Here is a 7,427-nt window from a genome sequence, read left to right on the forward strand (position 1 = left end):
GATCCGCAGTACCGACCACACCGCGCCGCGCACGGTCGCGCGGCGCGGTGGACAAGGACGGGCCGCCCTCATCCGGGGCGGCCCGTCGGGGGAGGCACGACGCCATGCCGTCGTGCCCTGAACCGGCCCCGTGGACCGCGGTGGCCGTTGAGGAGACGCACACAGATGCGCAACGGAGCAAGGGGCTTGCGAGCCCGCAGCGCCTTCCTGAGAAGGAGCGGCAGATCGACGGCCTGGGGGGTGGTGGGGGCGCTCGCCCTGACCCTCCTCCAGGCCCCCGCGGGGCTTGCCGCCGACGCCGTGGACGAGAGCGCGCGGGAGCAGCGCCGTCCGAAGACGGCCGCCATGAAGTCGGTCGACGTCACCGCGCTCGCCTGGGAGAAGGGCGAGGCGAAGGACGCCGCCGCGGTGGCGTCGGCCGTCCCGTACGCGAAGCCGGTGTGGCCGGCCGCCGGGAAGGGTGTGGCCGAACTCCCCGTCGACGGCCTGCGGTCCCGGGCCCTGGCGGGCAAGCTCACCGCAGCCGAGGCCGCGGTCGAGGAACCGGCGGGCAGCCTCCCGGTCCGGATCGTCACCCCGGCGGCCGTGCGGGGCAAGCTCGCCGCGGCCGGCGCAGACGCGCGCGCGGCCGGTGTCCGGGCACTGGACACCCAGGTACCCGACCGTGTCGCCGTCGAGGTCGTGGACCGGGACAGGACGAAGAAGGCGGGCGTCGACGGCCTGCTGCTGACCGTCGGTCGCGCCGACGGCGAGACCGCGGCCGGCCGGGTCACCGTCGAGATCGACTACAAGGCGTTCGCGGCGGCCTACGGCGGCGACTGGGCCTCGCGTCTGCGCGTCGTCCAGCACACGCCCTGCCTGGTCACCTCGCCCACGCCGGGCTCGTGCGCCGACGGCACGGTCCTGAAGACGTCCAACGACCGGAAGAACGGCACGCTCACCGCCGAGGTCGCCCTTCCCGAGGCCGTACCCGCCAAGGCCGCGCTCGCCGAGGGCGGCTTCCTCAAGGGCGGGGCCGCCGGGGCTCCGGCCGCCCGCTCCGCCGCGGCCGCGCCGGCCGGCGGGGTCTCCGTCCTGTCGGTGTCCGCCGGCGCCTCGGGCAGCTCCGGCAGCTACGCGGCGACCTCGCTGACCCCCTCGGGCACCTGGTCCGTGTCGGGCAACTCGGGCGCCTTCACGTGGCAGTACCCGATGCGGGTGCCGCCGTCGGTCGCGGGCCCGTCCCCGCAGTTGTCCCTCGCCTACAGCTCCGGCAGCGTCGACGGCCGCACCTCCGCCACCAACTCCCAGACCAGCTGGGTGGGCGAGGGCTTCGAGCTGTCCCAGGGCTACATCGAGCGTTCGTACCGGTCCTGCAAGGACGACGGGCACGACACCGAGGGCGAGGAGAAGTACGACCTCTGCTGGCACTCGGACAACGCCACCATGTCCTTCGGCGGCCGCAACGGCGAGCTGGTGAAGAAGTCGGGCACCGACGCGAGCCGCACGCTCGACGGCAACCCGGACATGAAGCTCGAAGGCACCTGGCGTCTGAAGACCGACGACGGCACGCGCGTGGAGCGTTGGTCGGGCGGCTTCAACACCGGTGAGAGCAAGGAGTTCTGGGTCGTCACGACCACCGACGGCACCCGCTACTACTTCGGCCGCGCCAAGCGGTCCGCCGCCGACACCGAGTCCCAGGAATCCGCCTGGCAGGTACCGGTGTACGGCGACGACTCCGGCGAGCCCTGCCACGCGTCCACGTTCAAGGACTCGCGCTGCAACCAGACCTGGCGCTGGAACCTCGACTACGTCGTCGACGTCCACGGCAACTCCATGACGCTGTACTGGGACAAGGAGACCAACCGCTACGGCGCCATGCGCGACGACGTCTCGGTCGCGTACGACCGCGGTGGCCACCTCAAGCGCATCGAGTACGGCGAGCGGGAGGGCAGCGACCTCACCACCGACGCCCCGGCCCGGGTGGTCTTCGGCGTCGCCGAGCGATGCGACGGCGCCGCAGCCGACTGTGAACCCGGCGACCTGAAGCAGGACACCGCCACCCGCTGGCCCGACGTCCCGTTCGACCAGATCTGCACGGACACCGACTCCTGCAAGGAGCAGTGGTCCCCGGCCTTCTTCTCCCGCAAGCGGCTGACCTCCGTCACCACCCAGGTCCTGAAGTCCGGCAGCTACAGCCCGGTCGACACGTGGACCCTCGACCAGTCCTACCCGGCCACCGCCGACACCCAGCCGCGGTCCCTGTGGCTGAAGAGCGTCACGCACACCGGTCACTCGGGCGGCCAGACCAGCGAGGGCCTGAAGACCGTCTTCTACGGCGTCAAGAACACCAACCGGGTGCACGCCGAGGCCCATGACCGCGACCCGATGTACAAGTGGCGGATCCGCGCCATCCGCTCCGAGAGCGGCGGCGAGGTGGCGGTCACCTACAAGCCGGTCGAGTGCACCGTCGGCGACCTGCCGACCCCGCACTCCAACACCAAGCGGTGCTTCCCCTCCTTCTGGTCGAAGGAGGGCGCGATCGGCGAGAACGAGGACTGGTTCCACAAGTACGTCATCGACACGGTCGTCGAGGACGACCGCACGGTCGCGGGCCTCAACAAGACCACGTCGTACGAGTACTACGGCGGCGCCGCCTGGCGTTACGACGACAGCGAGCTGGCCAAGAGCAAGAACAAGACCTGGAGCCAGTTCCGGGGATTCCAGACGGTCCGCACCGTCACCGGCGACGCCGGCACCGCGCAGCTCAGCACCGAGGGAACCTACCTCCGGGGCATGGACGGCGACCGGACGAACGGCGACGGCGGCAGCGAGGACATCTGGGTCACCGCCTCCGACGGCACCCGGGTCGAGGACAAGGAACGCCTCCAGGGCTACCTCCTGGAGTCCCGCACCTACTCCTCCGTCCCCGCCGCCACCGCCTCCGACCGGGCGGCCAAGGAGATCAAGGGCTCGGTCAACACGCCCTGGATCTCGGCGCCGACCGCGACCGAGGGCAGCGACGAGGCCACCCTCGTCGGCACCGACCGGATCGACACGCGCACCGCCGTCACGGGCGGCATCCGCCGTACCGCGATCGATCACTCCTACGACGCGTACGGCATGATCTCGTCCTCCTCCGACCTCGGAGACATCGGCGAGGACAGGGCCAACGACAACACCGCGGACGACTCCTGCACCCGCTACGAGTACGCCCGCAACACCCACAAGACCCTGCTGACCCTGGTCAAGCGCGTCCACACGGTCGCGGTCGGCTGCGCCACCACCCCGAGCTACCCCGGTGACGCGATCTCCGACGTCCGCACCCTGTACGACGACCTCGCCTACGGCGCGGCCCCGGTCAAGGGGGACGCCTCCTCCAGCCAGCGGGTCACCGGCTACAACGGCTCCACCCCGGTCCTGCAGACCACCGGCACCACCGACTACGACGTCCACGGCCGCGTCACGGCGACCCACGACGCCAAGAACAACCGGACTTCCACCTCCTACACCCCCGCCACCGGCGGGCCGGTCACGGGGATGAAGGTCACCACCCCGCCCGCCGCCACCGGCGGCACCGGGCAGAGCACCACCTCGGTCGTCGACCCGTCCTTCGGGCTCGTCACCGCCACGGTCGACGCCAACAACCAGCGCACCGACCTGGCCTACGACGCGCTCGGCCGGCTGACCAAGGTGTGGCTGCCGGGCCGGGCCAAGGCCACCGACGTCCCCAACACCGAGTACGCGTACGACATCAACGCGGACGCGGCGAGCACCGTCACCACCAGGACGCTGAAGCCAAACGGGAACGTCGCGGTCGCGCACAAGCTGTACGACGGACTGCTGCGCGAGCGCCAGACCCAGAGCCCCACCCCCAACACCGGGCGGGTGCTCAACCTCGTCGAGTACGACTCGCGGGGCCTGGCCGTCGTCCAGCACGGCCCGTTCTACAACCTCGACTCCCCCGGCACCACGGTCGTCGAGCCCCAGCACGCGGTCGGCGGGAACCCGCCGGCCACGGAGACCGTCTACGACGGCGCGGGCCGTGCCACGGCCACCGTCTTCAAGGTCGGCGGTGCCGAGAAGTGGCGCACGCGCACCGTCTTCCACGGCGACTGCACGGACAGCGACCCGCCCACCGGAGGCACCCCGACCCGCGTCTGCACCGATGCCCAGGGGCGCCGGGTCTCGCTCACCGAGTACGAGTCCCCCTCCGTCTCCGGCACCGGGCGCACCACCACCTACGGCTACGACAAGGCCGGCCGCCTCGCCTCCGTCAAGGACGCGACGGCCAAGAACGAGTGGAAGTGGACGTACGACGCGCTCGGTCGTCAGCGCACCGCTGACGACCCGGACAAGGGCGTGACCACGCTGGCCTACGACGAGTTGGACCGCCTCGCCACCGCGACGGACCCGCTCGGCGTCCCCGTCAGCTACCACTACGACAACATCGGCCGCACGACCAAGATCACCAAGGGGGGCGAGACCCTCAACTCCTGGGTCTACGACACCCTCCCCAACGGCATCGGCCGCGTCACCTCCTCCTCCACGTTCAGCGGAGGCAACGAGTACAAGTCCGTCGTCAACAGCTATGACCTCAACGGACGCCCCACCTCCACCGCCCTGATCGTCCCGGCGGCCGAGGGCAAGCTCGCCGGCACCTACACCACCACCGCGACCTACAAGGCCGACGGCTCGGTGGCCGGCGTGACCCTGCCGGCGGCGGGCCCGCTCCCGTCCGAGAAGATCACCACCGGCTACGACCTCACCGGCCTGCCGGTCTTCACCTACGGCACCACCGACTACGTCCGGGAGACCCGCTACTCGAACTTCGGCGAGACCGAACAGCTCACCCTCGGCGTCTCCAGCGCCGCCAAGCAGACCTGGCTGACCAACTTCCACGAGGACGGCACCCGCCGCCTCACCGGCAGCCGGATCGACCGCGAGTCCATCGCCACGCCCGACGTCGACGCGACCTACGTCTACGACGCGGCCGGCAACATCACGACCATCGCGGACGCGCCCTCGGGCAGGACCGCCGACGTCCAGTGCTTCCAGTACGACTACCTGCGCCGGCTCAAGACGGCGTGGAGCCAGACCGCCACCAACTGCGCGGCGCCCCCGGCGGCGAACAGCGCGGTCGGCGGCCCGGCGCCGTACTGGCACTCGTACGAGTACGACACCGCGGGCAACCGCACCAAGGAGATCCGCAACCCCGTCAACCCGGCGGCCGGTGGCGCCTCCGCCCTGCGGGTCACCACCACCGCCCAGCCGCCCGCGCCCGGCTCCGACCGCCCGCACGCCCTGCCCACCGCCACGGTCACCACCGAGACGGTGAACAGTTCGGGAGCGGTCACCGCCCGTACGGACACGGCCCAGAGCCACGCCTACGACGCGGCCGGCAAGACCGTCCGCCGTACCAAGGCGGCGACCGCGCTGACCCCGGCCGTCGACCAGCTGCTGCGCTGGGACGCCGTCGGCCGCCTCGCCGGCGCGTCCAAGGCCGGGGAGAAGGGCGCGGTCACCGGCAACGGCGGCCTCTGCCTTGACCTCAAGGGTGGAGCCACCGCCTCCGGCACCGCGATCCAGGGCCTGGCCTGCGCCTCCGGGAGCACCGCCCAGGCCTGGGAGCTGACCAAGGACGAGCTGCTCACCGCCCACGGCGTATGTGCCGTCCCGAACGGCACCACGAGCGGCAGCGCCGTCCTCGCCCGTCCCTGCTCCGCCGGGGACGCCACGCAGAAGTGGAGGATCCAGGACAACGGCACTGTCAAGCACACCGCCACCGGCCTGTGCCTGACGCTGACCTCGGCCACCGGTGGCACGGCGGCCACCGCGGTCACCTGCTCGGCCTCCGCGACGCAGCGGTGGAGCTTCGCCAAGCACACGACCAACGTCTACGGTTCCGACGGCAACCGTCTGATCCGCAAGGAGTACGGCAAGGCGACGCTGTACCTCGGCACCACCGAGCTCACCGTCGACACCAAGAGCACCGGCGCCGCCACGGACGACACGCTCAGCGCCGTCCGTTACTACAGCCACGGCGGCAAGACCGTCGCCGTCCGCACCTCCCCCACCCAGGTGCACTGGCTGGCCGGCGGCCTCAACGGCACGGCCGAACTCACCATCGACGCGGTGGCCGCCGGCCAGACCGTCGCCCAGCGCCGCACGCTGCCTTTCGGCGAGGTCCGCGGCACCAACCCGTCGGCGTGGCCCGGACAGCACGGCTTCGTCGGGGCGGTCAACGACCCGGGCTCCGGCCTGGTCCACATGGGCGCCCGCCAGTACGACCCGGCCCTGGGCCGGTTCCTCTCGGTCGACCCGGTCCTGGACCTGTCCGATCCGCAGCACCTGAACCCGTACGCGTACGGGCGCAACAACCCGGTCATGTTCCCCGACCCCACGGGCCTGTGGTGGGGCTGGTCGGACTGGGGCCATGCGGCGCTCGACGTCGTCGGCCTTGTGCCGGTCGTGGGCGAGGCGGCCGACGTCGCCAACGGCTTCTGGTACACGGCAGAGGGCAACTACGTCGACGCCGGTCTGTCCTTCTCCTCCGCGATCCCGATCGTCGGATACGGCGCGAGCGCGGCCAAGGGAGCGAAGTACGTCGACGAGGGCGTCGACGCGATCCAGGCGGTCACCAAGACCACCGACAAGGCCGCCGACGCGAAGGGGGCCGCCGGCGCTGCCGACAACGTCACCCCGCCGGCCGCTCCCAAGCCGAAGGAGGCTCCCAAGCCCGACCCGCCGGCCAAGCCGAAGGACGACGCCGGCGACGGCGCGGGCACCAAGGGCGACGGCGCCGGCGGCAAGAAGGACGGTGGCGACGACGGCGCGGGCGGCGGTGGCGGTGGCGGTGGCGGTGACGGCGGGGAGACCCTGTTCCGCGGCACCACCAAGAACTTCGGCGGATCGCCCGGCACCAAGCAGAGCGGTGCCACCCCCTCGACCTGGCACCCCGGAGTCGCCACCGCGTACGCGGTGCACTCCGCCAGCCGGGGCGCCGACGCGGTCGTCCACGTGATTCCCTCGTCGAACCTCCAGCGGGCCGGAATCGAGACCGAACGCTACTGGGGCTCCCTGCCGCAGGACCGTGAGGTGGTCATCAACGCGCTGCCAGGCGATGTGGCGAACGCCGCCTCGCTGTCGATTCCCGTGGACCGGGCCCGGGAGATTCTCAGTGGAATCGGAATCGATATCCCGGCACACCTTCCTGATCCGAAGTCGCTCGACGAGTTCCTGAAACTCGATCTGCCGGACATGACACCCGGACAGATATCCGACTTCGTTCAGCAGGCGTCCCGATGATAGGCTGAACAGCCTGACTCCCCGGCCGTGGGGGGGGGGGGGGGGGCCCGCCCGGGCGGGCGGGGGGGCGGGGCCCAGCGCCCCGCCGGGGGGGGAGGGGGGGTGGGGGATCCAGCGAGGGCGGGGCGGGGGCCCCGGGA

1 protein-coding gene is annotated in these 7,427 nt (G+C 71.8%); it reads left to right on the forward strand.

Going from position 1 to position 7,427, the window contains the following annotated elements; translation table 11 throughout:
• The first annotated feature begins 186 nt into the window (after positions 1 to 186).
• Positions 187 to 7,287: a ricin-type beta-trefoil lectin domain protein gene (locus tag ACF09C_RS00305; protein ID WP_392086945.1), complete on the forward strand. Its 7,101-nt coding sequence runs from the start codon at positions 187 to 189 to the stop codon at positions 7,285 to 7,287.
• The last annotated feature ends 140 nt before the right edge of the window (positions 7,288 to 7,427 follow it).

The organism is Streptomyces sp. NPDC014870, from assembly GCF_043081505.1.
Classification (GTDB): Bacteria; Actinomycetota; Actinomycetes; order Streptomycetales; family Streptomycetaceae; genus Streptomyces.